27 protein-coding genes are annotated in these 24,881 nt (G+C 71.5%); 8 read left to right on the top strand and 19 right to left on the bottom strand.

The features are described 5' to 3' along the window. Positions 1–2: 2 nt before the first annotated feature. Positions 3–938 (top strand): class A beta-lactamase, encoded by a 936-nt coding sequence (gene bla / locus AB0F58_RS16210; RefSeq protein ID WP_357142991.1) that lies wholly within the window; start codon positions 3–5, stop codon positions 936–938. Positions 939–987: 49 nt separating this feature from the next. Here bla and AB0F58_RS16205 read toward each other — a convergent pair whose 3' ends face one another. The 4 genes from AB0F58_RS16205 to AB0F58_RS16190 all read right to left on the bottom strand — a co-directional run bounded on the left by AB0F58_RS16205 (position 988) and on the right by AB0F58_RS16190 (position 4,673). After that, positions 988–1,788, bottom strand: a complete 801-nt coding sequence (locus AB0F58_RS16205; RefSeq protein WP_357142989.1) for an alpha/beta hydrolase — start codon at positions 1,786–1,788, stop codon at positions 988–990. A gap of 67 nt (positions 1,789–1,855) precedes the next feature. Then, positions 1,856–2,137, bottom strand: coding sequence for a hypothetical protein (locus AB0F58_RS16200; protein WP_357143260.1), 282 nt, complete (start codon positions 2,135–2,137; stop codon positions 1,856–1,858). Between the two features lie 152 nt (positions 2,138–2,289). Further along, positions 2,290–4,080 (bottom strand): 3-hydroxybutyryl-CoA dehydrogenase, encoded by a 1,791-nt coding sequence (locus AB0F58_RS16195; protein WP_357142987.1) that lies wholly within the window; start codon positions 4,078–4,080, stop codon positions 2,290–2,292. A 104-nt stretch (positions 4,081–4,184) separates the two neighbouring features. Continuing rightward, positions 4,185–4,673, bottom strand: a complete 489-nt coding sequence (locus AB0F58_RS16190) for an FHA domain-containing protein (RefSeq protein ID WP_357142985.1) — start codon at positions 4,671–4,673, stop codon at positions 4,185–4,187. Positions 4,674–5,006: 333 nt separating this feature from the next. Between AB0F58_RS16190 and AB0F58_RS16185 the strand changes: the two genes are divergently transcribed. Further along, the gene (locus tag AB0F58_RS16185) at positions 5,007–6,503 is read left to right on the top strand and encodes an aldehyde dehydrogenase family protein (RefSeq protein WP_357142983.1); all 1,497 of its coding nucleotides are present in this window, start codon (positions 5,007–5,009) and stop codon (positions 6,501–6,503) included. Between the two features lie 12 nt (positions 6,504–6,515). On the opposite strand, the gene nucS is transcribed toward AB0F58_RS16185, so the two are convergent. After that, a complete protein-coding gene (nucS, locus tag AB0F58_RS16180; protein WP_357142981.1) occupies positions 6,516–7,175 on the bottom strand; it encodes an endonuclease NucS in 660 nt (219 codons plus the stop codon). Positions 7,176–7,246: 71 nt separating this feature from the next. Here nucS and AB0F58_RS16175 point away from each other — a divergent pair, with 71 nt between their 5' ends. After that, positions 7,247–7,846: a DUF4126 domain-containing protein gene (locus AB0F58_RS16175; protein ID WP_357142979.1), complete on the top strand. Its 600-nt coding sequence runs from the start codon at positions 7,247–7,249 to the stop codon at positions 7,844–7,846. Between the two features lie 65 nt (positions 7,847–7,911). Here the strand turns inward: AB0F58_RS16175 and AB0F58_RS16170 are convergent, their stop codons facing one another. Then, positions 7,912–8,505, bottom strand: a complete 594-nt coding sequence (locus tag AB0F58_RS16170) for a hypothetical protein (RefSeq protein WP_357142977.1) — start codon at positions 8,503–8,505, stop codon at positions 7,912–7,914. A 367-nt stretch (positions 8,506–8,872) separates the two neighbouring features. Here AB0F58_RS16170 and AB0F58_RS16165 point away from each other — a divergent pair, with 367 nt between their 5' ends. The 4 genes from AB0F58_RS16165 (at position 8,873) to AB0F58_RS16150 (ending at position 12,109) form a co-directional block, all read left to right on the top strand. Beyond that, positions 8,873–9,826: a polysaccharide deacetylase family protein gene (locus tag AB0F58_RS16165; RefSeq protein ID WP_357142975.1), complete on the top strand. Its 954-nt coding sequence runs from the start codon at positions 8,873–8,875 to the stop codon at positions 9,824–9,826. A gap of 52 nt (positions 9,827–9,878) precedes the next feature. Then, the gene (locus tag AB0F58_RS16160) at positions 9,879–10,166 is read left to right on the top strand and encodes a DUF1540 domain-containing protein (protein WP_357142973.1); all 288 of its coding nucleotides are present in this window, start codon (positions 9,879–9,881) and stop codon (positions 10,164–10,166) included. Positions 10,167–10,418: 252 nt separating this feature from the next. Further along, positions 10,419–11,267: an ABC transporter ATP-binding protein gene (locus AB0F58_RS16155; protein WP_357142971.1), complete on the top strand. Its 849-nt coding sequence runs from the start codon at positions 10,419–10,421 to the stop codon at positions 11,265–11,267. Then, entirely contained in the window at positions 11,264–12,109 is an 846-nt protein-coding gene (locus AB0F58_RS16150; protein WP_357142969.1) for an ABC transporter permease, read from the top strand. Before AB0F58_RS16155 ends, AB0F58_RS16150 begins: the two co-directional genes overlap by 4 nt. A gap of 92 nt (positions 12,110–12,201) precedes the next feature. Here the strand turns inward: AB0F58_RS16150 and AB0F58_RS16145 are convergent, their stop codons facing one another. Together AB0F58_RS16145 and murA are read right to left on the bottom strand one after the other, a co-directional pair. Next, positions 12,202–13,050 carry a 3-hydroxyacyl-CoA dehydrogenase family protein gene (locus tag AB0F58_RS16145; RefSeq protein ID WP_145836718.1) on the bottom strand — a complete coding sequence of 283 codons (849 nt, stop codon included), beginning with the start codon at positions 13,048–13,050 and terminating at the stop codon, positions 12,202–12,204. A gap of 279 nt (positions 13,051–13,329) precedes the next feature. After that, positions 13,330–14,772 (bottom strand): UDP-N-acetylglucosamine 1-carboxyvinyltransferase, encoded by a 1,443-nt coding sequence (murA, locus tag AB0F58_RS16140; protein ID WP_357142967.1) that lies wholly within the window; start codon positions 14,770–14,772, stop codon positions 13,330–13,332. On the opposite strand from murA, the gene AB0F58_RS16135 reads away from it, so the two are divergent. Next, complete coding sequence (locus tag AB0F58_RS16135; RefSeq protein WP_357142965.1) at positions 14,771–15,343, top strand: cob(I)yrinic acid a,c-diamide adenosyltransferase; 573 nt, start codon at positions 14,771–14,773, stop codon at positions 15,341–15,343. The genes murA and AB0F58_RS16135 overlap by 2 nt on opposite strands. 382 nt (positions 15,344–15,725) lie before the next feature. Here the strand turns inward: AB0F58_RS16135 and AB0F58_RS16130 are convergent, their stop codons facing one another. From AB0F58_RS16130 to AB0F58_RS16080, 11 genes are all read right to left on the bottom strand, one after another. After that, a complete protein-coding gene (locus AB0F58_RS16130) occupies positions 15,726–16,181 on the bottom strand; it encodes a DUF2550 domain-containing protein (RefSeq protein ID WP_357142963.1) in 456 nt (151 codons plus the stop codon). Positions 16,182–16,193: 12 nt separating this feature from the next. Beyond that, positions 16,194–16,478, bottom strand: a complete 285-nt coding sequence (locus tag AB0F58_RS16125; protein ID WP_357142961.1) for a F0F1 ATP synthase subunit epsilon — start codon at positions 16,476–16,478, stop codon at positions 16,194–16,196. A gap of 90 nt (positions 16,479–16,568) precedes the next feature. Further along, positions 16,569–17,711 (bottom strand): LCP family protein, encoded by a 1,143-nt coding sequence (locus tag AB0F58_RS16120; RefSeq protein WP_357143258.1) that lies wholly within the window; start codon positions 17,709–17,711, stop codon positions 16,569–16,571. A 231-nt stretch (positions 17,712–17,942) separates the two neighbouring features. Further along, positions 17,943–19,400: a F0F1 ATP synthase subunit beta gene (atpD, locus tag AB0F58_RS16115; RefSeq protein ID WP_357142958.1), complete on the bottom strand. Its 1,458-nt coding sequence runs from the start codon at positions 19,398–19,400 to the stop codon at positions 17,943–17,945. Beyond that, positions 19,400–20,329 (bottom strand): F0F1 ATP synthase subunit gamma, encoded by a 930-nt coding sequence (locus tag AB0F58_RS16110; protein ID WP_357142956.1) that lies wholly within the window; start codon positions 20,327–20,329, stop codon positions 19,400–19,402. Before AB0F58_RS16110 ends, atpD begins: the two co-directional genes overlap by 1 nt. 9 nt (positions 20,330–20,338) lie before the next feature. Beyond that, positions 20,339–21,982: a F0F1 ATP synthase subunit alpha gene (atpA, locus tag AB0F58_RS16105; RefSeq protein ID WP_357142954.1), complete on the bottom strand. Its 1,644-nt coding sequence runs from the start codon at positions 21,980–21,982 to the stop codon at positions 20,339–20,341. Positions 21,983–22,075: 93 nt separating this feature from the next. After that, a complete protein-coding gene (locus AB0F58_RS16100) occupies positions 22,076–22,897 on the bottom strand; it encodes a F0F1 ATP synthase subunit delta (protein WP_357142952.1) in 822 nt (273 codons plus the stop codon). Next, entirely contained in the window at positions 22,897–23,424 is a 528-nt protein-coding gene (locus AB0F58_RS16095) for a F0F1 ATP synthase subunit B (RefSeq protein ID WP_088982365.1), read from the bottom strand. The genes AB0F58_RS16100 and AB0F58_RS16095 overlap by 1 nt, the downstream gene beginning before the upstream one ends. 67 nt (positions 23,425–23,491) lie before the next feature. Further along, on the bottom strand, positions 23,492–23,716 hold the full coding sequence (atpE, locus tag AB0F58_RS16090; protein ID WP_091450848.1) for an ATP synthase F0 subunit C: 225 nt from the start codon (positions 23,714–23,716) through the stop codon (positions 23,492–23,494). Between the two features lie 102 nt (positions 23,717–23,818). Beyond that, on the bottom strand, positions 23,819–24,634 hold the full coding sequence (atpB, locus tag AB0F58_RS16085) for a F0F1 ATP synthase subunit A (RefSeq protein ID WP_357142949.1): 816 nt from the start codon (positions 24,632–24,634) through the stop codon (positions 23,819–23,821). Between the two features lie 27 nt (positions 24,635–24,661). Continuing rightward, positions 24,662–24,877 carry a hypothetical protein gene (locus tag AB0F58_RS16080; protein WP_357142947.1) on the bottom strand — a complete coding sequence of 72 codons (216 nt, stop codon included), beginning with the start codon at positions 24,875–24,877 and terminating at the stop codon, positions 24,662–24,664. Positions 24,878–24,881: the final 4 nt, after the last annotated feature.

Genomic DNA, 24,881 nt, shown 5'->3' with positions numbered 1-24,881 from the left:
GTATGCATCCGACGACACGGGTCCGACGGGTGGCGGCGGGGGTCGCCCTGACCGGGCTCCTCGCGTCGACCGCCTGCGGCCCCGGGGAGCCGCCGTCCCCCGCCCCGGGACCGACCAGCGCTGCCGCGTCGACGCCGACGCCCGCCGCCGGCCCGGTGGCGGGCCGGGCGTTCGGCGCGCTGGAGGCGCGGTTCGGAGCGCGGCTCGGCGTCTACGCGGTGGACACCGGCTCCGGCGCCACCGTGGCCCACCGCGCCGACGAGCGCTTCGGCTACGCCTCCACCTTCAAGGCGCTGGCCGCCGCCGCGCTGCTGGACGCGACCAGTCCCGCGGAGCTCGACCGGGTGGTCCGCTACACCCGGGCCGACCTGTTGCCCCACGCGCCGGTCACCGGGCGGAACGTCGGGACCGGCATGTCCCTCCGTGACCTCGCCGAGGCGGCGGTGCGGTACAGCGACAACACGGCGGCGAACCTGATCCTGGCCGAACTCGGCGGGCCGGCCGGCTTCGCCCGGCACCTGCAGGCGCTGGGCGACCGGACCACGAAACCGGCGCGTACCGAGCCCGGCCTCAACGAGGCCGCTCCCGGCGACGACCGGGACACCAGCACGCCCCGGGCGCTCGCCACCGACCTGCGGGCGTACGTGCTCGGCGACGCGCTCGACGCCGCGGACCGCGCGCTGCTCACCGACTGGCTGCGCCGTAACACCACCGGCGACGGGCTGGTCCGGGCCGGCGTGCCGGCCGGCTGGGCGGTCGGCGACAAGACCGGCACGGGCGGCTACGGCACCCGCAACGACATCGCCGTGCTCTGGCCGCCCGGGGGCGCGCCGATCGTGCTGGCGGTGCTCTCCAGCCGGGCCGCCGAGGACGCCGAACACGACGACGCGCTGATCGCCGAGGCCACCCGGGCGGCCCTCGACGCCCTGGGCCACTGACCGGCCGGACCGGGGCGCTCAGGTCGCGGGCTCGGCCGGGCCGGGGCGGTCAGGTCGCGGGCGGGCCGGGGACCGGGCGGTCGGCGAAGGAGGCCACCGTCCGGTCGGCGTACGCGCTGACGTCACCGGTCTCCATCGGGCCGTCCCAGGTGGTGAGCAACGGCACCGGCACCGCCGGGTTCACCCGACGGACCACCTCGTCGAGGACGGTCTCCGCGTCACCGACCCAGAGGTGCTTCGCTCCCGGCACCCCCACCACCTCGGCCTGCGGCACCGCGCCGAACCGCTGCCGGGCCTCGTCCGGGCGGAGGTAGTCGTCGAACTCGGGCACCAGCGCGACCAGCGGCTTGCCGCTGTCGGCCCAGACGGTCAGGTCCTCCGGGGTCGAGTAGCGCAGTGGCGGGGAGAGCAGGACGGCACCGGTGACCGTCGGGTCGCAGCCGTGCTTCAGGGCCAGGTCGGTGCCGAACGACCAGCCCAGCAGCCAGACGTTGGGCAGCTCGGCGAACTCGGCGTACTCGACGGCGGCGGCGACGTCGTAGCGCTCGCCGACGGCGTTGTCGAACTCGCCACCGCTGGTGCCGCGGACGCTGGTGGTGCCCCGGGTGTTGAAGCGGAGCACGGCCAGGTCGGCCAGGGCCGGCAGCCGCCAGGCGGCCTTGCGGAGGACGTGGCTGTCCATCATCCCGCCGTGGGTGGGCAACGGGTGCAGGCAGACCAGGGTGGCCACCGGCTCGCGGTCGAGCGGCCGGGCCAGCTCGCCGACGAGGGTCAGGCCGTCCGCGGTGTGCAGTTCGATGTCCTCGCGGTGACCGGGCAGGATCGAGGACGCACGGATCGGGGTGCTCACCCGTCCAGTCTCCCGCGTCACCGGGCCGCGCGCCGGGCGGGGGCGGCCACGGGGTGACCGAGATCGCTCAACCGTGTCGTGGGGCGCCGCGACCGCGCTGGACGGCCGGGCCCCGCCGGTCCCGTGCCCGCCAGCACCCGCTGTGCCAGTGCCGCCGGTCGGTCAGGTCGCCCCGGCCGTCCGCCGGCCAGGCCACCAGGTGCGCCACCCCGGGGCGGATCTCCTGGTCACACCCGGGGCAGCGGTACGTCTTGCTCGACGCGCCACCGCTGATGCCGCGTACCTGCCACTCGCCGTCCCGCCATCGCTCGACGGTGGGGATCCCGTGTCGGGCCCGGTCGGGGTCCAGGTGGGCGGTGTCGTCCCGGCGGGGGCGGTTGCGACGAGGGCTCACGTCGTCCAGCGTACGGGCGCACCACGATCGTCGACGTTCCGGCCGACGGCGGTCCGGCGGCGGGATCGACACGCTCCGGGCGACGGCCGGGCCCGGCGCGGCGGCGGTCAGCGGGGGGTGTGGTCGCGGAACCCCCGGCCGCTCACCCGGCCCAGGTGACCGGCGGTGACCAGGTGTTCCAGCAACGGCGCGGGCGCGAAGCCGGGGTCACGCAGCTCCCGGTAGAGCCGGCGCTCCACGGCCAGGGCGACGTCCAGCCCGACCGCGTCCAGCAGCTCGAAGGGACCGGTCGGGTAGCCGCAGCCGAGCTTCATCGCGTGGTCGATGTCGTCCGGGGTGGAGTAGCCGGCCTCCAGCATCCGCACCGCGTCGTTGAGGTACGGGAAGAGCAGCGCGTTGACCACGAAGCCCGCCCGGTCCCCGCAGAGCACGGCGGTCCGGCCCAGCCGGGCGGCGAGCGCGCGGGTGGTCGCCACGGCCTCCGGCGAGGTGCGGACGGTCCGGACGATCTCCACCAGCGACGTCGCCGGTACCGGGTCGAAGAGGTGCAGCCCCACCACGTCGGCCGGACGCCCGGTGGCCATCGCCAGGTCGATCACCGGCAGGGAGGCGGTGGTGGTGGCGAGCACCACGCCCGGCTTGCAGATCCCGTCGAGGTCGGCGAGGAGGGCCTTCTTCGCGCTCAGCTCCTCGGCCACCGCCTCGACCACCAGGTCGACGTCGGCGAGTTGGTCGAGCGCCGTCGCCCAGGTGATCCGGGCCAGGGCGGCGTCCCGGCCGGCCGGGTCGAGCCGGTCGGCGGCCACCTCCCCGTCCAGCGAGGTGGTGACCGTCTCCCGGACGAGGACGGGCCCCTCCCCGCCCCGGGCCACCGCCACCACCTGATAGCCGGCGCGGGCCAGGGCCTCGACGGTCCCGGTGGCGGTCGGCCCGTCGCCGACCACGCCGACCGTGGCGACCGTCCGCGCGCCGTCGAGGAGCGCGGCCTCCGTGACCACCGGCGTCCGCTCGTCCGGTACGACCTTCGGGGACCCCGGCCGCTCGTAGGTGTAGAAGCCCCGGCCGGACTTGCGGCCGAGCAGTCCCGCCGTGACCATCTGCCGGAGCAGCGGCGCCGGCGCGTGCCGGCGGTCCCGCCCGCCCCGCCGGTACATCGTGTCCAGGATCTCGTACGCGGTGTCCAGGCCGATCAGGTCCAGCAGGGTCAGCGGGCCCATCGGCAGCCCGCCGCCGAGCTTCATCGCGGCGTCGACGTCCTCGCGGGTGGCGTAGTGCGTCTCGACCATCCCGACGGCCTGGTTGAGGTAGCCGAAGAGCAGGTGGTTGGCGATGAAGCCGGCCCGGTCGCCGATGGTGACGCCGACCTTGCCGAGGCGGGCGCAGAGGGCCTGCACGTCGGTCACCACGTCGGGGGCGGTGACCACCGTCTTGACCACCTCGACCAGCTTCATGACCGGTGCCGGGTTGAAGAAGTGGACGCCGACGACCTGCTGGGGGCGCTCGGTGGCGACGGCGATCTCGGTGACGCTCAGCGACGACGTGTTGGTGGCCAGGATGGCCTCGGGCTTGCAGATCCGGTCCAGTTCGGCGAAGAGCGGTCGCTTCAGGTCGAGACGCTCCGGCACGGCCTCGATCACCAGGTCCACCGCGTCGAGGGCGTCGAGCCCGACGGCGAAGCGCACCCGCGACAGCAGGGCGTCCCGGTCGGCGGGGGCGAGCTTGCCCCGGGCCACGGCCCGGTCGGTGGAACCGGTCAGGTTCCGGCGGCCCCGCTCCACCGCGGCGTCGGAGATCTCGACCGCCACGACGTCGACGCCGTTGCGGGCGAAGACCTCGACGATCCCGGCACCCATGGTGCCCAGCCCGACCACGCCCACACTGGTGAACTCGCGCGCCACGAGCCGCCTCCCCGTCGCTTCCGGACCGCCACGTGAACGGTCGCTAAGGTTCTGCGCGCGAGTCTGCCACGTGACGCCGGTTCTCCGACACACGGTGGGACATGTCACCGACCCCGGTCGACCGCCCCGGCCGCGCGCAGGGCCGGCGGAGCGGCGACCGGCAGGATCGGCGGACCGGCGACCGGCAGGGCCGGCGGAGCGGCGACCGGTAGCGGCAGGGTCGCCCGCTGGTGCCGGCGCATCACGCCGAAGCTGAGCCCCACCGGGTCGGTCCGGGCCACGCCGGGGTCGAAGAAGCGCAGCTCCGTCCGGCCGAGCCGGATGACGTCACCGTCGGTGAGCGGCTCCACGTCGACGATGCGACGGTCGTTGAGCCAGGTGCCGTTGGTCGAGCCGAGGTCGTTCAGGGTCACCATGTCGCCCCCGCTCCAGACGACGGCGTGCCGCCGGCTCAGGTGCGCGTCGTCGACAACGATGTCCACGGCCGGCGAGCGGCCGATCACGAGTGGACCCGGCCGGAGCCGGAAGCGGGCACCCCGCATCGGACCGGCGGCCACCGTCAGGACCGGCAGAAGCTCTGGATGATCCTCCATGGACAGTCCGCCCCTCCACCACACCCGTACGCCCCACGACACAGGTTGCCACCACACGGCCGTCGATCCCACCACCGGCCGGACACCTCACCGACCACGGCCGGGCGACTCCCGTTCACCGATTCGGCCGACCGGGCCGCCGTCGGGTGCAGGGCGGGCGGGGTCCGGCGACGTTACCGTGGGCCGGAGCCGGGGAACAACCGTGGGCCGGAGCCGGGAACGCGGTGACACCGCCGGCGGCGGGAAGCACCTCGGGGTCGGCCACCGTACGCGGTGCCGTCACCTCGTAACGTGACCCTACCGGGCGGTAGACCCCCGGTCTAGACTTCGTCCATGACGGTTGCGAATGCACCGGGTACACCCCTCATCGACGACGGCCGACTCGTCTCGACCAGTCCCGCGACCGGTGTCGAGGTGGGCCGCCTCCCGCTGGCCACCGAGGAGGACGTCCGCCGCGCGGTGGAGCGGGCCCGTGCCGCGGGTGCCCGGTGGGCGGGGCTCGGCTTCACCGGCCGGCGCGCCCGGCTGCTGCGCTGGCGGACGCTGCTGGCCCAACGGATCGAGCAGCTCGCCGAGCTGGTGCACGCCGAGGGTGGCAAGCCGGTAGCCGACGCCGTCGTCGAGGTGGTCACCGCCATCGAGCACGTGGACTGGGCGGCCCGTAACGCCGGCCGGGTGCTCGGGCCACGCCGGGTCCGCTCCCGGCTGATCCTCGCCGAGTTCTCCGGCCACCTGGAATACCAGCCGTACGGCGTGGTCGGGGTCATCGGCCCGTGGAACTACCCCGTCTTCACCCCGGTCGGCTCCGTCGCGTACGCCCTGGCGGCCGGGAACGCGGTGGTCCTCAAGCCCAGCGAGTACACCCCCCTGGTCGGGCAGTGGCTGGTCGACAGCTTCACCGAGGCGGTCGGCGAGCAGTCGGTGCTCACCGCCGTGCACGGGTTCGGCGACGTCGGCGCGGCGCTCTGCCGCTCGGGGGTGGACAAGGTGGCCTTCACCGGGTCCGCCGCCACCGCCAAGAAGGTGATGGCGGCCTGCGCCGAGTCGCTGACCCCGGTGCTGGTGGAGGCCGGCGGCAAGGACGCGATGGTCGTGGACGTCGACGCCGACCTGGACGCGGCGGCCGAGGCGGCCGTCTGGGGCGCGCTGATGAACGCGGGCCAGACCTGCATCGGCATCGAGCGGGTGTACGCGGCCGAGCCGGTCTTCGACACCCTGGTGGCCAAGGTGGTGGAGCGCGCCGGCCGGCTGACCGTCGGCGCGGAGGGCGCGGACATCGGCCCGATCACCATGCCCGCCCAGATCGACGTCATCCGCCGGCACATCGACGACGCGCTGGCCCGGGGCGGTCGGGCCGTACTCGGTGGCGCGGACGCCGTCCAGCCGCCCTTCGTGCACCCGACCGTGCTGGTGGACGTACCGGAGGACTCGGCCGCCGTGCGCGAGGAGACCTTCGGCCCGACCCTGACCATCAACCGGGTACGCGACATGGACGAGGCGGTGGCGCGCGCCAACGCCGTCCCGTACGGCCTGGGTGGCGCGGTCTTCGGCCGGCGGCGGGCAGTGGCCGTCGCACGGCGGCTGCGCTCCGGGATGGCCTCGGTGAACTCGGTGCTCTCCTTCGCCGGCATGTCCACCCTCCCCTTCGGCGGGGTGGGCGAGTCGGGCTTCGGCCGGATCCACGGCGAGGACGGCCTGCGCGAGTTCGGCCGACCGAAGTCGATCACCCGGCGGCGTGGCCCGTCGCTGCTACCCGCGATGACCTTCGAGCGGACGCCACGGGACGTCGCCCGTCTGGTCAAGGCGGCCAAGCTGATGTACGGCCGCTGAGCCGGCCGCCGCTCAGAAGAGGGTCAGGTCGTTGCGCTCGATGCCGCGCAGCTTGTCGTAGTCGACGACCACACACCGGATGCCCCGGTCGGTGGCGAGCACCCGCGCCTGGGGCTTGATCTCCTGGGCGGCGAAGACACCGGCGACCGGAGCGAGCAGCGGATCCCGGTTGAGCAGTTCCAGGTACCGGGTGAGCTGCTCGACCCCGTCGATCTCGCCGCGCCGCTTCACCTCGATCGCGACGGTGCCCTGGGCGGCGTCCCGGCAGAGCAGGTCGACCGGGCCGATCGCGGTCATGTACTCGCGGCGGACCAGGGTGTACCCCTCCCCCAGGGTCTCCGGATTGGCGGCGAGCAGTTCCTGGAGGTGCGCCTCCACCCCGTCCTTGCGCAGCCCCGGGTCGACACCCAGCTCGTACGAGGTGTCCTGGAAGATCTCCTCCAGGGTGATCCGCAGCTCCTCACCGGCCTTGTTGACCACCCGCCACACCCCGGGGGCCTCCTCCAGCCGACAGGGCGGGCTCATCCAGTTCAGCGGCTTGTACGCCCGGTCGTCGGCGTGGATGGAGACCGACCCGTCCGCCTTCACCATCAGCAACCGGGTGGCCAGCGGCAGGTGGGCCGAGAGCCGTCCGACATAGTCCACCGAGCACTTCGCAATCACCAGACGCACCCGACGAGGGTAGCGGAGTGGCCGCCGGGCGCCACCGAGCACCGCTGGCGCGCCGGTGCCATCCTGAACTGGTGTTCGAAATCCTCACCGGAACCGGCCTGGCCGCCTCGGCCGGCCTGAACGCCTACATCCCGCTGCTCACCATGGGGCTACTGGCGCGCTACACCGACGTGATCACCCTGCCGGCCGGCTGGCAGTGGCTCGGCGACGGCTGGGTGATCGCGATCCTCGTCGTCCTGCTGGCCGTCGAGGTGGTCGCGGACAAGGTGCCGGTGGTCGACCACGTCAACGACGTCGTCCAGACGGTGGTCCGCCCGACCGCCGGTGGCCTCGCCTTCGGGGCCGGCTCCAGTTCGGAGACCGTGACCGTCAGCGATCCGGGGCAGTTCTTCTCGTCCAGCGACTGGGTGCCGGTGGTGGTGGGCGTGCTGATCGCGCTCGGTGTGCACCTGCTGAAGTCGGCCGCCCGGCCGATCGTCAACGCCACCACGGCCGGCGTGGGTGCGCCGGTCGCCAGCACCGCCGAGGACGCCACCAGCGTGGTGATGTCCGTGGTGGCGATCCTCCTGCCGGTGCTGGTGCTCGTCCTCCTGGCCGGGCTCGTCGTCTTCGTCTTCTGGTTCCTGCGTCGACGGGCCGACCGCCGTCGGCGACGTCGGGTGCGGGCCTGACGGAGGGCGGACACCCGAGTGGGCCGGCACCCCTGGTCGGGGTGCCGGCCCATCGACGTTGCGGGTCAGCTGGTCCAGTGTTCGGTGACGAGGTCGGCGGCCTGCTTCTCCCACTGGGCGTAGTGGTCCGGGTAGGCCGACACCTGCACCGTCTGCGCGGCCTCGGTCAGCGGCATGTCCTGCCACCCGTCGACCTGCTTCAGGCCCTTCAGGAACGCCGTCGTGGAGTACTGCGGGTCGGTGATCTGCTCGACCGTGCCCCACCCGGACGACGGGCGCTGCTGGAACAGGCCCTGCGAGTCGTGGTCGTTGCGGTCACCCAGGTGACCCAGGTTCTCCAGCTTCGACTCCTGGAGGCTGGTCGCGATCGCGACCACGGCGGCCCGCTCGTCCATGCCGGCCTTCTTCGTCGCCTCGACGATCGCCTTGACGTTGGCGGTCTGCTCGGCGTCCAGCGGGATCCGGGACTGCGCGCCCTGCACACCGTGCGGCATCAACTTGCCCGCATCCGGCTTCTCCGCCTGCACCACCGACGACACCGGGGTCGCGGCCCCCGCCGGGGAGTCGACGGTCGCGGCGACCGGACCGCCCACCACACCCGCGGCGAACGCCACACCGGCCACACCCAGCACGCTCTTACGCAGCAGCATCGTGTTCATGGGGGAACTCCAATCGGGGGGTCGACGCCCGGCGGCACAGGGGACACCGGGACACGCGAGCACCCAGCAGGCACCCGAACGAACAACGGGGGATTTTCCGTACCAGCGGAGGGCCTCCACGTACCGCCCGTCCACGCCGGCGAACCATGTACAACCATCCGGCACCCGCCGGCATTCCACCGACCGGGCCCGCACACCCGCTCACCAGCGGGGCGGCTCCTCGGCCGTCGACCCGGTACAACCACCCACCCGCCCCCGCCATTCCCCGACCCGATGACACCGACGAACCCGACATGATCCGCTGAACCGGACAGTCGACCACCGTCCGACGGTCGGGCGGCGGACCCGGCACTGCGATCATCATGCGGTGATCCTGAGGAAGATCCATGTTGTCCTGCTCGCCACCGCCCTGGTCGCCGTGGCCGGCGTCGCCCTGCTGACCTGGGATGGTGGTCAGCGCTTCGCCGGAACGGACGCCTGGGTCACCCAGGCCCCCGGCACGCCCGACCGCGCCCCGGGCGGCGATTCCACGGCACGACCGACCCCGAACGGAACCGGCGGGCCGGACCGGTCGGGCGGGCCGACCGGAACCCCGGGGCGGATCCCCGGGGCCACCCGGCCCGGCACCCGGCCGCCGGTCGTCGACCACGGACCCCGCACCGGCGACAAGGTCGCCCTCACCTTCGACGCGGACATGACGGACGCGATGCTCTACCAGTTGCGGACCGGACGGGTGCGGTCGTACGCGAACCTGCGGATCATCGAGCTGCTGGAGCGGAAGGAGGTGCCGGCCACCTTCTTCCTCACCGGCAAGTGGGTGGAGCGGTATCCCGACGTGACCCGGCGACTGGCCGGGAACCCGCGCTTCGAGCTGGCCAACCACAGCTACGGGCATCTGGCCTTCACGTCGGACTGCTACAACCTGCCCCGCATCCCGGCCGCCCAGATGACCTCGGACGTCGCCCGGACGTTCGAACTGGTGGAGGCGTACGGCGGGCGGCAGACGCGGTACTTCCGCTTTCCCGGGCTCTGCCACGACGGCCCCGCCCTCGCCGCGCTCGCACCACTGGGTACGACGGTGGTCGACGGGGACGTGGTGAGCGGGGACCCGTTCGCCACCGCCTGGCGTCCGATCGTCCGGGCCGTGCTCAGCCAGGTGAAGCCGGGCTCCGTGATCGTCCTGCACGTGACCGAGGCGAACGCCGCGATGACCGACGAGGCGTTGCCGCACATCCTCGCCGGGCTGGCCGAGCGCGGTCTGACGCCGGCCCCCCTGTCCGAGGTCCTCGGGGACGGGCCGCTTCCCGCCGATCCCGCCTGACCGAAGGCCGCAAAGACGTAAAATACGGTCATAACGACCAGAGGAGGCCGTCATGACCAGCGCCATCGAAATGCCCCGTGTCGAGGAGTGCACCGTCACCCGGTGTTCGTACAACGAGAACGGCTGTCGCGCCTTCGCGATCACGGTGGGCAGCAGTGCCCACGCCCGCTGCCACACCTTCGTGGAGATGCCGGTGCGGGGCGGGATCGAGATGCTCATCGCCCAGGTCGGCGCGTGCCAGCGCGCGGACTGCCGGCACAACTCCGAACTGGAGTGCCACGCCCCGGGCATCCGGGTCGGCGAGGAGAGCGCCGACTGCCTGACCTACGTGCCGGCCTGAGCCACGTCCGCCACCCGGCCCACCCCGGCGGCCCGCAGCTCCTCCGCGTCGGCCGCCGGGATGATCCCGCCGACCGGCACCGGCAGGTCCACTCGGCCGGCTCCGCAGTCCAGCGGGGCCGGCATCACGTTGGGCCGGTGAAAAACCACACAGCTCGCTCCGGCGTCGGCGCCGGACCATCGGGCACGAACGGCACGGACCGTCCGTGCCCCGACCGTCGGCCCGGCCGGCGCAGGTCGCACACTTGACGGCATGGATGACGAGCTGGCGATCTCGGTACGGGGGCTGCGCAAGGCGTACGGCGGCAATGCCGCGGTGGCCGGCGTGGACCTGGCCGTCCGACGCGGTGAGGTGTTCGCCCTGCTCGGCCCGAACGGCGCGGGCAAGACCACCACGGTGGAGATCCTCGAGGGCTACCGGCAACGCGACGCGGGCGAGGTGCGGGTCCTCGGCACCGACCCGGCGCACCCGTCCCCGGACTGGCGGGCCCGGATCGGCATCGTGCTCCAGGGCACCGGGGAGTTCGACGAGCTGACCGTCGCCGAGGTGGTCGGGCACTTCGCCGCGTTCTACCCGGGCGCCGACGACCCGGCCGAGGTCATCGAACGGGTCGGGCTGACCGGCAAGGCGAAGGCCCGTACCCACACCCTCTCCGGCGGGCAGAAGCGTCGCCTCGACGTGGCGCTCGGCATCGTCGGCCGACCTGAGCTGCTCTTCCTCGACGAGCCGACCACCGGCTTCGACCCGGAGGCCCGACGCGAGTTCTGGGAGCTGATCCGGGACCTGAACGCCGCCGGCACCACCATCCTGCTGACCACGCACTACCTTGACGAGGCGGAGACGCTCGCCGACCGGGTCGGGGTGATCGCCGCCGGCCGGGTGGTCGAGGTGGCCCCGCCGAGCCGGCTGGGCAACCGCCAGGAGGCCGTCGCGACGGTCTCCTGGCGTACCCCGGAGGGTGGGGTGGAGAACGCGGAGAGCGCGACGCCGACGGCGCTGGTGGCCGAGCTAGCCGCGCGCTACGGCGGCGAGGTGCCCGGCCTCACCGTGACCCGGCCGACCCTGGAAGACGTCTACCTGCGGATGATCGGACATAGATGACCACCACGACGAAGCCGGCCCCGCCCGCCGACGCGGCCCGGACCCGGCGGGCCGGTGCGCCCGCCCTCGGTCTGCGTCAGGGACGGCTGGAGATCACGCAGTTCCTGCGCAGCCGGGAGTCCGTCGTGTTCACGATGGGCTTCCCGATCATCATGATCCTGATCTTCGCGTCGATCTTCAGCGACGAGATCGCCCCGGGCGTCAGCTACACGCAGTACTTCATCACCGGCATGATCGCGGCCGGGCTGATGACGGTGAGCTTCCAGAACCTCGGCATCTGGATCCCGATCGAACGGGACCGGGGGGTGCTCAAGCGCTACCGGGGCACCCCGATGCCGAAGTGGGTCTACTTCGCCGGCAAGGTGATCATGGTGGTGGTGATCGGCGTCGCCGAAACCGCGCTCCTGCTCGCCGTCTCGGTGGCGCTGTTCGACCTGGACCTGCCGGGCACCGCCGGGAAGTGGCTCACCTTCGGCTGGGTCTCGGTGCTCGGGGTGACCGCCTGCACCCTGTGCGGCATCGCCATCTCGTCGCTGGCCCGCACCGCGCGCAGTGGCTCGGCGGTGGTCACCCCGGTGGCACTGGTGCTCCAGTTCATCTCCGGGGTCTTCTTCGTCTTCACCAACCTGCCGGCGTGGATGCAGCAGGTGGCGGCGCTGTTCCCGCTCAAGTGGATGTGCCAGGGACTGCGCTCGGTCTTCCTGCCGGAGAGCTTCGGTGCCCGCGAGCCGGGCGGCTCCTTCGAACTCGACCGGGTCGCGCTGGTCCTCGCCGCCTGGTGCGTGATCGGTCTGGTGCTCTGCCTCGGCACCTTCCGCTGGACCACCCGCCGCGACGGCTGACGATCCGGCGACGTCGGACTGAGGTGGTGGCAGGGGCCCCTCCCACCGAACGGTGAAGGAGGGCCCCTGCGACCTGGCCGCCGGGCGGCCACTCAGTACGTGTAGAAGCCCTTGCCGCTCTTGCGGCCCAGGTCGCCGGCGGTGACCATGCGCTGGAGCAGCTCCGGCGGGAAGAACTTCTCGTCGGCGGTGTCGGTGTAGATGTTCTTCGCCGCGTGCATCAGCACGTCCACGCCGGTCAGGTCGGTGGTGGCCAGCGGCCCCATGGCGTGGCCGAAGCCCAGCCGGCAGGCGGTGTCCAGGTCCTCGGCGGAGACCACCCCGGACTCGACCAGCTTGACCGCCTCGACCACCAGCGCGGCGATCAGCCGGGTGGTGACGAAACCGGCGATGTCCCGGTTGACGACCACCACCGTCTTGCCGACCTCCTCGGCGAAGGCCCGCGCGGTGGCCAGCGTCTCGTCGCTGGTCTTGTAGCCCCGGACCAGCTCGCAGAGGCGCATCATCGGCACCGGCGAGAAGAAGTGCGTCCCGACCACCGACTCCGGCCGCTCGGTCACCGCGGCGATCTGGGTCACCGGGATCGCCGAGGTGTTGGTGGCCAGCACCGCGTCCGCCTTGCAGATCTTGTCCAGCGCCCGGAAGACCTCGTGCTTGATCTCCAGCCGCTCGAAGACCGCCTCGACGACGATGTCCGCGTCGGCGACAGCCTCCAGGTCGGTGGTCGGGGTGATCCGGCCGAGCGTCGCCTCGACGTCCGACGCCTCGATCCGGCCCTTCTCGGCGAACTTCTCCAGCGACTTCCGGATCCCGGCGACACCGCGTGCGGTGGCCGCGTCGTCCAGGTCCCGCAGGGTCACCTGCCAGCCCGCCTGCGCCGCCACCTGGGCGATGCCCGAACCCATCAGCCCGGCCCCGACGACCGCGAGTCGACCCGCCATCTGCTTTTCTCCCTCGCCTGGTGTTGAGTGCTCTTCCCAGCACCCTAGTGGGCGTTCCTTAGCGAAGGTTAAGGCCGACCGGTCGCGGGCCGGTCGGCACCGGCGTCGGGTGCCGCGACACGGACGTCCGGCGCGACGTCGGGTGCCGCGACACGGACGTCCGGCGCGACGTCGGACGGCGCGACGCGGACGTCCCGGCAGGTCGGGTGGCCACCTTGCGGAGAGGCGCTCAGGGTCGGGCCACCCGTCGGACGGGTTCGGGGGTGCTCCGGAGCGTCGTCAGATGGTGAGGGCCGGTTCCTCGGGCGCCCGGTCCCGTTCGACCTCGACCCCGAGGGCCCGCAGGTCGGCGACGAAGTCGGGATAGCCCCGGTCCACGTGGTGCACGTGGGAAACCTCGGTGTCCCCTACGGCACAGAGTCCCGCGATGATCAGGCCGGCCCCGGCCCGGATGTCGGTGGCGCGCACCGGTGCTCCGGAGAGCTGTTCCCGGCCACGTACCACCGCGTGATGACCGTCGGTCTTGATGTCCGCGCCGAGCCGCATCATCTCGTTGGCGAACATGAACCGGCCGTCGAAGATGTTCTCGGTGATCAGGGACGCCCCGTCGCTGACCGAGGCGAGCCCGATCGCCATCGGCAGCAGGTCGGTGGCGAAGCCCGGGTACGGCAGGGTCACCACGTCCACCGCGGTCGGTCGGTCGTCCATCCGGACGCGGAAGGTGTCCCCCCGGGTCTCCACCAGGCCCCCGGCGGCGACCAGCTTGTCCAGCGCGACCTCCAGAAAGGCCGGGCTGACCCCGGTGACCGTGACGTCCCCCCGGGTCATCGCCGCGCCGAAGGCCCACGTCCCGGCGACGATCCGGTCCCCCACCGTGGCGTGCCGGACCGGGGCCAGCTCCGGTACACCCTCGATCTCGATGGTCGAGGTCCCCTCGCCGGAGATCCGCGCGCCCATTCGGATCAGCATCGAGCAGATGTCGACGATCTCCGGCTCGCGGGCCGCGTTCTCGATCACCGTCCCACCCCGGGCGAGCACGGCCGCCATCACCAGGTTCTCGGTCGCGCCGACGCTGGGGAAGTCGAGGACGATCTCGGCACCGTGCAGCCCGTGCGGGGCGGCGGCGATGACGAAGCCGTGCTCGCCGGAGATCTCGGCGCCCATCCGGGTGAGTCCGGAGACGTGCATGTCGAGCCCTCGGGAGCCGATCGCGTCGCCGCCCGGGTGCGCCACCCGGACGTACCCCCGGCGGGCGAGCAGGGGGCCGAGCACGCAGATGGAGGCACGCAACCGGCGTACCAGGTCGTAGTCGGCGTCGGAGCCGGGCTGCTCCGGCACGTCGATGGTGACCGAGCGGGACCGGGCCACCCCGCCGTACGCGACCATCGGATCGACCGGGTCGTCGTCGTGGAAGTGGACGCCGCAGCCGAGCCGGCGCAGCACCTCCCCCATGATCGCGATGTCGGTGATCCGGGGGACATTGGTGATCATGCTCCGTCCGGGGGCGAGCAGCGCGGCGGCCATCAGTTTCAGGGCGGAGTTCTTCGCGCCGACGACGTGCACCGTTCCGCCGAGCCGGGCCCCGCCCCGGACCCGGATCACGTCGACGTCTCTGCTGGCCAGATCGCCCGCGTCGCCGGGCCCGGGGGCCACCCGGGTCGGGACGGCCGGCTCCGGCCGGGCCGGCATCATCAGGTCAGGTATCCGTAGGCTGTGCGTCATGGCCGTCCACCTCACGCGCATCTACACCAGGGCCGGCGACGCCGGCACGACCAGGCTGAGCAACAACGAGCAGGTAGCGAAGACCGATCCCCGGATCGCGGCGTACGCCGACGTCGACGAGTGCAACGCGGCGATCGGGGTGGCGCTGGCCCTGGGCCAGCTACCGGACGAACTGCGGTCGGTGCTGGCCTCGATCCAGAACGACCTCTTCGACGTCGGCGCCGACCTGGCCACCCCGGTCGAGCCGGAACCGGAGTACCCGCCGCTGCGGGTGACCGAAGGGTACGTGGAGCGCCTGGAGGGCTGGTGCGACGAGTTCAACGCACGCCTGGGCAAGCTCGACTCCTTCATTCTCCCCGGCGGAACCGCCGGCGGGGCGTTGCTGCACGTGGCCCGGACCGTCGCCCGACGCGCCGAGCGGACGGCGTGGGCTCTGGTCAGCCACGATTCCGAACGAACCAGCACCCTTCCGGCAAAGTATCTCAACCGGCTCTCCGATCTGCTCTTCATCCTGTCAAGAACGGCAAATCCGGACGGAGACGTGCTATGGGTTCCCGGCGGTAAGCGCTGACCCGCCCTCCACGTCCCGCCCTGGCCGGCTGACCACCGGCCGGCGGCGGGGAGCCTCGCGGCCGGGGCCGGACCCGTCCCCGCCCGGGTCCGGGTACCCGGCCTGGCCGCGCCCATCCGTCCGGCCCGGTTCCGGCCCGGCGCACCGACGGTTTCCGGGCGGTGAGCGCCTCCGGGCGTGCGGCACCCGGGGCTGACACGGGCACCACCCGGGCTGACACGGGCACCACCCGGGACGGTCCAGCGCGTCAACGGGGGGTTACTGGCTCAACCGTGGCCACGACCTGCGCAACGGGAACCGTGGGAACTGTCCGCGTCGTGGCCGGGGAACACAGGCCACCGACACCGGCCGGTCAGGCAGCGGGGCGGGCGGCAGCGGCCGCTCAGGCGGCGGGCCAGTCCTGGTGGGCCAGACGCGGCGAGGCCGCCCCGGGTGGGGCGGCCTCGAGCCAGGAGGAGAATCCGGTGACCGTGGACCGCTCCATGGCGATCTCGATCGGGGTCTGCTGACTCGTACAGCTCAGGATCACCCAGTCGGCGGGCATGGAGAAACGTTCCTGGCCCTCGGGGAGCCGCCGTCGACGGACCACCAGGGTCTCCCGGCAGAGCACCCGCTTGGGGCGGATCGCGAAGCTGAACATCCGGTACCAGCGGAGTTCGTCACCGGCGAACCGGCCGAGGCCGGGTGACCAGCCCCGACCGTCGAGCATGGTGGAAACCCGGACGTGGAGTCGGATGGTGCCGCCGGTGCGGGTCACCAGGGCCCGCCGGAGGAAGAGGATCAGAGCCGCCGCGACCAGGACGGCGAGGCCGATTCCGAACCCTTCCAGGATCTCCATCGGCGGTACGGCTCAGCGGCTCTGCGCGCCGGAGACCGGGGTGGCGCTCTCGGCGAGCACCGTCACGCCCTCCCGGCTGACCGAGAGGAATCCGCCGGCCACCTCGTAGGCGACCTGTCCGCCGCCGGGCAGCTTGATCCGGACCTGGCCGGGCTCGGCGAGCTGGCCGAGCAGGGGTGCGTGGCCGGCCAGGACACCCAGCTCGCCCTCGGTCGTCCGGGCGACGAGCATCTCGGCCTCGCCGGACCAGACCTTCTCCTCGACGGCTACGAGCTCGACGTGAAGCTGCTGTGCCACGCTGTCTCCTTGCTGCGGCGGGCGGTTGGCAGAAGTCTAGTCGCGCGCCCCCTGCCCCCCTAACGCGGGTACCGAGAGCTGCGACACTCCCTACTTGGTCTTGTTCTGGAAATCGGGGTGTTCGAGCATGAACGCGTCGACCGTCCCGTTGTGCAGGGAGGCGAAGAAGTCGTCCGCCCCGGCCAGGAAGCGCTCGCCCCGGTAGGCCGAGCCGGTACCGATGCCCTCCGCCGGCAGCTTGACCATCTGGATCGAGTCCGGTCGCAGGTTCTTGAGGGCGAACGCGAAGTCGACGATGCTGTTGCCCCGGCCGCTGAAGATCAGCGACTCGCCGGCAGCCCGGAGCACCCGGTCCAGCTTGATCGGGTTGGTCACCACGTCCGCGCTGAACGCCTGGCTCGCCATCGCCTTGACGAACTGCTGCTGGTGGCGCTGGCGGCCGTAGTCGCCGTCCGGCACGCCGTTCTTCGGGTAACGCTGCCGGACGTAGTCCAGCGCCTGCCACCCCTCGAGCCGGTGGGTGCCCTTCTCGTAGACCGCCTGCGGGCCGAGGTAGCCCCCGCCGCCCGGCCGGAGTTCGCGGTGGGTGCCGTCCGGCTCGCGGTGCTCGGAACGCACCTCGCGCTCGATGTACATCTCGACGCCGCCCATCGCGTCGACGATCTTCTTGAAGCCGCTGAAGTTGATGATCGCCCCGGCGTCGAAGCGGGCGATACCGGTCTCCTGCTGAATGGTCTTGGCGAGCAGTTCGAAACCGAGGTTCGCGTCCGGGTTCCGACCGGAGACCCGGCTGCCGTACGACATGGCGGCGTTGAGCTTGTCGGTGCCCCCGTCGAACCCGGACTTGCTGAACGCGGGGATCTCCACGCGCAGGTCACGCGGCATGGAGAAGAGGTACGCCCGGTCCAGCTCGGCCGAAATGTGCATGATCATGATCGAGTCGGCGAGCGGGGGATCCGTCGGCTTGCGGGGATCCACCCCGACCAACAGGATGTTGAGCGGCCCCTTGATCTCCTTGCGGCGCTCCTGCGCCCCGGCCGCGTTGTCACCGAAGAGGTCACCCTTGCCGACCGAGCCTTCGTACCGGCTGAGCAGGGCCTCGTAGCCCACCAGCACGGCACCGCTGAGCATCAGCAGCACGGTGCCGAACACCGTGCACAGTCGCGCCCAGCGGGGCACTCCCGCCCATACGGACGACTTCGCGCCCCGCTTACCGCTCCGAGCCACGTGTATCTCCATTCGACACGCCCATGAGGAGGAAGCGGGCGCAAGCCACCTGATCAAACGTGGAAGTCAACGCTGAAGACGTGAATGTTGCGGGATCGACGGTACCTCGCCGGTACGGCAACTGTCGCATCGAGCGGCGTGGGCCTGTCAACTCGACACGCGGAACGACCGAGGCCGCCCCGGCGAACCGGGACGGCCTCGGACAAAGCTGACCGGACGGTCAGACTGACCGGTGGGTCAGTCCTCCTTCATCAGCTCCGCTGCCTTGCGCTCCAGGTCCTCGAGGCCGCCGCACATGAAGAAGGCCTGCTCGGGGAAGTGGTCGTACTCGCCCTCGCTGATCTTCTTGAACGCCTCGATGGTCTCCTGGATCGGGACCGTCGAACCCGGCACGCCGGTGAACTGCTCGGCGGCGTAGGTGTTCTGCGACAGGAAGCGCTCGATCCGACGGGCCCGGCCGACGGTGAGCTTGTCCTCCTCGGAGAGCTCCTCGATACCGAGGATCGCGATGATGTCCTGCAGGTCCTTGTACTTCTGGAGGATCCGCTTGACCTCGGTCGCGACCGCGAAGTGCTCGGCGCCGACGAACTCCGGGGCGAGGATCCGGGACGAGGACGCCAGCGGGTCCACCGCCGGGTAGATGCCCTTGTCGGAGATCGACCGCTCCAGGTTGGTGGTGGCGTCGAGGTGGGCGAACGTGGTGGCCGGGGCGGGGTCGGTGTAGTCGTCCGCCGGCACGTAGATCGCCTGCAACGAGGTGATGGCCTGGCCCCGGACGGAGGTGATCCGCTCCTGGAGCTCGCCCATCTCGTCGGCCAGGGTCGGCTGGTAGCCCACCGCGCTCGGCATCCGGCCGAGCAGGGTGGAGACCTCGGAACCGGCCTGGGTGAAGCGGAAGATGTTGTCGATGAAGAGCAGCACCTCCTGCTTCTGCACGTCGCGGAAGTACTCCGCCATGGTCAGCGCGGAGAGGGCGACCCGCAGCCGGGTGCCCGGCGGCTCGTCCATCTGGCCGTAGACCAGCGCGGTCTTGTCGATGACGCCGGACTCGGTCATCTCGGCGATGAGGTCGTTGCCCTCACGGGTCCGCTCCCCCACGCCGGCGAAGACCGAGGTACCACCGAAGTTCCGGGCCACCCGGGTGATCATCTCCTGGATGAGCACCGTCTTGCCCACGCCCGCGCCACCGAACAGGCCGATCTTGCCGCCCTTGACGTACGGGGCGAGCAGGTCGATGACCTTGATGCCGGTCTCCAGCATCTCGGTCTTCGGCTCCAGGTCCGCGAAGGCCGGGGCCTTGCGGTGGATGCCCCAGTAGTCGTCGGGCTGGAGGGTCTCGCCCTCGGGCAGGTTGAGGCACTCACCGATGGCGTTGAACACGCGGCCCTTGACCGCGTTGCCCACCGGCACGGTGATCGGCGAGCCGGTGTCGCGTACCCCGGCCCCCCGGACCAGGCCGTCGGTCGGCTGCATCGAGATCGCGCGGACCAGGTTGTCGCCCAGGTGCTGAGCGACCTCCAGGGTCAGCGTCTTCTCACCGCCGGAGAGCGTCACGTCGACGTGCAGGGCGTTGAACAGGGCCGGCATGGCGTCGCGCGGGAACTCGGCGTCGACGACCGGGCCGATGACCCGGACCACGCGACCCGTGGCCGTCTTGGTCTCAGCTGGTCCACCAGCAACTGCGGAAACAGTCATCACACTTCACTTCCCGACGCGGCGAGCGCGTTCGCGCCGCCGACGATCTCGCTGATCTCCTGGGTGATTCCGGCCTGGCGGGCCGAGTTCATCTCCCGCGTGTACTTCTCGATCATCTCTTCGGCGTTGTCGGTGGCGCTCTTCATCGCCCGCCGCCGCGCGGCCGACTCGCTCGCCGCCGACTCCAACAGCGCCGCGTAGATCCGCGTGTTGATGTACTTCGGCAGCAGCGCGTCGAGCAGCGCCTCCGCATCCGGCTCGAACTCGTAGGCCGGCAGCAGACCCTCGGACCGGGGCCGGTCCTCGATCTGCATCGGACCGATGACCTTCGCCACCGGGACCTGGGTGATGAGGGACTTGAACTCGGTGTAGACGATGTGCAACTCGTCCACGCCGCGCACGCCGTCCGGCCCGGCCCCGCCGTCGACGTCGTCCGCACCGGCCGCGAACGCCCGGATCAGGGTCTCGCCCACCTCGCGGGCGGAGGCGAAGTCCGGCTGCTCGGAGAAGCCGGTCCAGCTCGCCTCGACCGGCCGGTTACGGAACCGGTAGAAGCCGACGCCCTTGCGACCGATGACGTAGAGCACCGGCTCCTTGCCCTCGGCCTGCAACCGGGAGACCAGCGACTCCGCCATCCGGATCGCGTTGGAGCTGTAACCGCCGGCCAGGCCCCGGTCGGAGGTCACCAGCAGGACGCCCGCCCGCCGCACCCGCTCGCGCGGGGTGAGCAGCGGGTGGTCGATCCGCGCGTTGGAGGCCAGCGCCGTGAGCACGCCGGTGATGGCCTGGGCGTACGGCAGGGAAGCCGCCACCCGGGTCTGGGCCTTGGCGATGCGGCTCGTGGCCACGAGCTCCATCGCCTTGGTGATCTTCTTCATCCCCTTCGCCGAGCGGATCCGTTGACGAAGAACGCGTACCTGGGCCGCCATGAGTCAGCCCTACTGCTTCTCGACGTCGTCGCCGCTGTAGCGGGTGACCTTCTCGCGGCCCACCTCGCCCTCCAGCGGCTTGGCCGGGGCCTCGTTGATCCGGCGCTCGCCCTCGTTGCCGAGGAAGAGCTGCTTGAACTCGGTGATCGCCCGGTCCAGCGAGCCGATGATCTCGTCGTCCCACTTGTTGTCGGCGATACCGGCCAGGACGCCCTCGTGCTTGTGCCGCAGGTGCTGGAGGAACTCCGACTCGAAGCGGCGGACGTCGCCCACCGGGATGTCGTCCAGCTTGCCCTCGGTGCCGGCCCAGACCGAGACGACCTGCTCCTGCACCGGGTACGGCGAGTAGTTCGGCTGCTTGAGCAGCTCCACCAGGCGGGCACCGCGCTCCAGCTGGGCCCGGGAGGCCCGGTCCAGGTCGGAGGCGAAGGCGGCGAACGCCTCCAGCTCGCGGTACTGGGCCAGGTTGAGCCGCAGCGAGCCGGCGACCTTCTTCATCGGCTTGACCTGGGCGGCACCACCCACCCGGGAGACCGAGGTACCGACGTTGATCGCCGGCCGGACGCCCTGGTTGAAGAGGTCGGTCTCGAGGAAGATCTGACCGTCGGTGATCGAGATGACGTTGGTCGGGATGAAGGCCGAGATGTCGTTGGCCTTCGTCTCGATGATCGGCAGACCGGTCATCGAGCCGCCGCCCAGCTCGTCGGAGAGCTTCGCGCAGCGCTCCAGCAGCCGGGAGTGCAGGTAGAAGACGTCACCCGGGTACGCCTCACGGCCCGGCGGACGACGCAGCAGCAGCGAGACCGCGCGGTACGCCTCGGCCTGCTTGCTCAGGTCGTCGAAGACGATCAGGACGTGCTTGCCGCCGTACATCCAGTGCTGCCCGATGGACGAGCCGGTGTAGGGGGCGAGGTACTTGAAGCCGGCCGGGTCGGACGCGGGCGAGGCGACGATGGTGGTGTACTCCATCGCGCCCGCCTCCTCCAGGATGCCCTTGATCGAGGCGATCGTGGAGGCCTTCTGGCCGATGGCGACGTAGATGCAGCGGACCTGCTTCTTCGGGTCGCCGGTGCGCCAGTTGTCCCGCTGGTTGAGGATGGTGTCCAGCGCGACCGTGGTCTTGCCGGTCTTCCGGTCACCGATGATCAGCTGCCGCTGACCCCGGCCGATCGGCGTCATGGCGTCGACCGCCTTGATGCCGGTCTGGAGCGGCTCCTCCACGGACTGCCGGGACATCACGTTCGGGGCCTGGAGCTCCAGCTCACGGAAGCCCTCGTTGGCGATGTCGCCCAGGCCGTCGATCGGCTGGCCGAGCGCGTTGACCACGCGGCCGAGGAAGGCGTCGCCGACCGGCACCGAGAGCACCCGGCCGGTGCGCTTGACGCGCTGGCCCTCCTCGAGCTTGGCGGAGTCGCCGAGGACGACGACACCGATCTCCCGGACGTCGAGGTTCAGCGCCACGCCGAGCGTGCCGTCCTCGAACTCCAGGAGCTCGTTGGTCATGGTCGAGGGGAGGCCCTCGACGTGGGCGATACCGTCACCGGTGTCGGCGACGGTGCCGACCTCCTCGCGGGAGACGTCGGGCGAGTAGGAGGAGACGTAGCGCTCCAGGGCGCCGCGGATCTCCTCCGTCGAGATGGTCAGCTCGGCCATCCTCTGCTTCCTTAAGTATCAGGGGCCCGGGATACCTAGTACCGACCGGTCCGAATGGCGTCTGTCATTCAGGGCGCTGAGCGGCGGGGCTGGTCAGCGCTTCGCGAGCGCGTTGCGGGTCTCGTTGAGGCGGCGCAGGACCGTGCCGTCGTACAGGTCGGAACCGACCCGCACGCTCACCCCACCGAGGATCTCGGGGTCCACCGTCTGCTTGATGGAGACCTCCCGACCGTATATCGCGGCGAGGCGGGCACCCAGTCGGCGCTCCTCGTCCTCGGTCAACGGGGCCGCCACCGTCACGTAGGCGATCTGCCGCTCCCGACGCTCGCCGACCAGCTCGACCAGTCGGGTGAGCGCACCGGTGAGGGAGCGCCCGCCGAACCCGTTGAGCGCCACCTCGACGAGGCGGAGGGTGACCGGACGGGCCTTGCCGGCGAGCAGGTCCCGGGCCAGGGCGGCCCGCTGCTCGGCCGAGGCCGTCGAGTCGCCCAGCGCTGCGGCGAGCGCCGGCTCGGCGGCGACCACCTGACCGAAGCGGAACAGCTCGTCCTCGACCTCGGCCAGGTCGCCGGCGGCGTCGGCGCTGGCCAGCAGCGCCTCCACCCCGAGCCGTTCGGCGCCGTCGAGCAGTTCCGACGGTGCCGACCAGCGGCCGGAGACCAGGGTGGCCAGCAGGTCGAGCGCACCCGCGTCGATCTTGCCCCGCAGCATGTCGCCGAGGAGCCCGGCCCGGTCCGCGCCGGACCGGGCCGGCTCGGAGAGCGCCCGGCGCAGCCGGGGCTCCCGCCGCAGCAGGGCCGCCACGGCGAGCAGGTCGTCCGCCGTGGCGACCACGGCGTCCGGCTGCACGCCACGCGCGTACGTCGCCAGGTGCTCGTCGGCGGCCCGGTACGACTCCCGGCTGGCGGCCTGCATCAGCGGGCCCCCGTGCTCTCGAGGTCGGTGAGGAACCGCTCGACGGTGCCCTTGCGACGGGCCTCGTCGGCCAGCGACTCGCCGACGATCTTGCTGGCCAGCTCGACCGCGATGGTGCCGACCTCCGTGCGCAACTCACGCACGATGGTGGCCCGCTCGGCGGCGAGCTGCTCCTTGCCGGCCGCGATGATCCGGTCGGACTCCTCGCGCGCCTTGGCGAGGACGTCCTGCCGGATGCCCTCCGCGTCGGCACGGGCGTCGTCCCGGATCTTGGCGGCGTCGGTGCGCGCCTCGGCGAGCTGCGCGCGGTACTGCTCGAGGAGCTGGTTCGCCTCGGCCTGGGCGGCCTCGGCGCGCTTGATGCCACCCTCGATGGCGTCGACCCGGGCCTGGTACATCGCTTCCATGCGGGGGAAGACGAACTTGCTCAGGACCCAGAGGACGAGGCCGAACGCGACGAGACCGACGATGATCTCAGCCAGGGGCGGGAGCAGGATGTTCCCGCCCTCTTCCGCTGCTAGGTACATGGACACTCCCCTTCGCCAGCGGCCGACCACGAGGGACCGGCCGGTTCAGCTGAACGCTGGCTGGGTCTCAGCCGCCGAGGGCGAACGCGAGGACCAGACCGAGCAGGGCGAGCGCCTCGACCACGGCGAAGCCCATGAACATGTAGACCCGGGTCAGGCCGGCGCTCTCCGGCTGGCGGGCGGTCGCCTGGATGTAGGCGGCGAACACCAGACCCACACCGATGCCCGGGCCGAGTGCCGCGATGCCATAGCCGATGACGTTGACGTTGCCTGAGATCTCGGCCAGGAACATGGTTGGTTTCCTCCTGCGGGGAACGCGTGACCGTCACGCGTTCGACTAGGTGAACTTTTCAGTTGTCGTACTCGGGGGGATGGAGCGGTGCGCGCCGACGCCTCAGTGCTCGTCGGCGAGCGAGGACTGCAGGTAGGTCGCGGTGAGCAGGGTGAACACGTACGCCTGCAGGATCAGGATGCCGAGCTCGAAGAAGGTCATCAGGATCGCCATGGCCCAGCTGAGCAGCGCGACCGGCTTGATGAAGATCGACTCCGCGTTGAGCAGCGCGACGCCGCCGAGGGTGAAGACCAGCAGGATCATGTGGCCGGCGAACATGTTGGCGAACAACCGGACCGCGAGGGTGACCGGGCGCAGCACCAGGTTCGACACGAACTCGATCGGCACCAGGATCGGCTGCACCCAGAGCGGTGCGCCGCTGACCCAGCAGCTGGCCTTGATGTAGCCGAGGAAGCCGTGCTTGCGGATGCCCACCCCGACGTAGACCAGCCAGCTGGAGGCGGCCAGCACGATCGGGAAGGCGATGTGCGAGCTCGGCGAGATCTGCGCGAACGGGACGATGCCCCAGAGGTTCAGCAGCAGGATGAAGACGAAGAGCGTGGCGAGGTAGGGCGCGAAGCGGACGCCCTTCTGGCCGATGATGTCCTTGGCGATGTTGTCCCGGGCCAGGCCGTAGACCGACTCGGCCAGCCACTGCCGCTTGGTCGGGACCAGCTGCGGGTTCCGGTAGCTGACCAGGAAGAAGAGGATGGCGATGGCGGCCGCGACCCAGACCAGCAGAGCGATCTTGGTGAAGGCCGGCTCCCAGGCCGTCCCCTCGAAGCCGGGAATCAGGCTGCGGTAGTTGAAGCTGTCAACGCCGGGGGGGAACTCCGCCGCCCGGATGTCCGCGGCGGCATAGGTCGGCAGCTCAGTCAACTCGAACCCTCCGTCGGTCGGGCATGGTCAGGCGCCCAGCCTCTTCATGGTCAGGTAGACCCCCGCAGCCGTGCCGCCGATCAGCCCGATCAGCAACCCGACGTTCGGAAGGTCCAGCCACCGGTCGACGAGCCAGCCGGCCCCGCCCCAGACGGCCATGCCGCCGAGCAGGTAACCGACCGCAGCCCAACCCGCGTCCACACCCTGGGGTGCGGAACGTTTGTCGGATCGGTCGTCGGCCATGACG

This window comes from Micromonospora sp. NPDC023956 (genome assembly GCF_040639195.1).
GTDB lineage: Bacteria > Actinomycetota > Actinomycetes > Mycobacteriales > Micromonosporaceae > Micromonospora.
The sequence above is the reverse complement of the archived record's forward strand: the minus strand, read 5'-3'. Positions and strand labels throughout refer to the sequence as shown.